Annotated in this window: 1 pseudogene; it reads right to left on the minus strand. The window is 59.1% G+C overall.

Annotated elements, in window-relative coordinates:
* Nucleotides 1-1,385: pseudogene (locus H6A60_RS11340) on the minus strand (hypothetical protein); the annotation flags it as partial.

The following is a 1,385-nucleotide window of genomic DNA, read 5'->3' on the forward strand; positions in this document are numbered from 1 at the left end:
CCCGAATCCTGCAGGAGAAGATCGGACGATTCGACGGAGGCATCCTTGATGCCGAGGTCGATATTGAAGCCGTCCTTAAGATGGAGTTTTTTAACGGTGATATGCGCGCTCCCCGTACCCGTCGATCCTGGAGCACCGACGCCGTTTAAGGTGAGACGGCCGCTGTCGCCAAGCGTAAGGATCTTGGTTTCAAGACCAACTTCGCCCGTAACAAGCGCCTGCGCACCGTTCGTGAGCGTGAGATCCGTGAGAGCCGAGTCATAGATCTCGTCGAGCGTTGCGTTCTTGACGCCGCCCGTTTCGGAAAGATCGATCGTCCAGTTGTCGAGCGTCAGCGTGCCGTCAAAGCCCGAAAGCGAATTTTCGTTAAAGAGCAGTACGCGAGAGCCGGAACCGTCGCGCGCGAGCGTGAGGTCGCCCGAGCCCGTCACAGTGTTGTTCCACGTCCAATCGGCGGTTTCCTGCGATTCAAGCGTGAAATCGGCTTCGCCGGCAAGCGCAACGGTGCCCGTACCGATGTGGTCGTAGATGTTGCCGCCCGCACTCACCTTGCCGGACGCGTCAACCGCGAGACCGCCCGTGAGGTCGTTCTTGCCCGTGAGCGCCACGTCCGAACCGGCACCGATTCTGAGCGAACCGGCACCCGAAAGAGCATTGCTGAACGATCCGCCGGCACCGGCCAGAACGAGTTCTGCGTCTGCATTGGCAATCGTCACGAGATTGTCGGTGCCGAGCGATGCAACATCCGTGAGCGTGAGATCGCCATTGCCCGTCAGATCGACGTCAAGGTGGAAGCCCGCGTTGGCGCCGGAAACCTCGCCGCCCGACGTAATCGTGAGCTTGCCCGAAGCGCCCTTGTCGGAGACGAGCGCACCCGAAGCGTGGATTTCACCAATCGTCTGATTCGTGTCGCCGAAGGCAACCGACGTGCCCGTCTCGGTATTAAGTGCGCTGGTGTGGCCGAGCGCATCGTCTGCAGCAAGTATGAGCTCCGCGCCGCTCGAGACAGAAGTTTTTCCGTGATACGAATTGGTTTCCAAAAGCTGAACGCTTGCACCGCTGGTAATGGACAAGCCTCCGGCCGCATCTGCACCTTTGTCGGTGATGACGAGCCCGATATCACCGCCCTCGGAAACCGTAAAGGTGCGGTCCTTATTGATTCGAAGCGTCGTGAAGCTGAGGTTGAGATTCAGATCCCAGAGCCCGTCATCTTCACCCTGAACCGCACCGAAACCCTGCGCCGTGCCTTCGAGACGAGCAGTTTCGACGTTGTTTTGAATAACCGCCTGCTCAATCGCCGTGCCGGCGGACGCAGCACCGTCAAGCTCAAGCTTCAGCTTAGAAAGATCACCGCTGAAATCGTTTGAAGCGTCGCGGATCAGCGT

This window comes from Sutterella massiliensis (assembly GCF_016899755.1).
Classification (GTDB): domain Bacteria; phylum Pseudomonadota; class Gammaproteobacteria; order Burkholderiales; family Burkholderiaceae_F; genus Sutterella; species Sutterella massiliensis.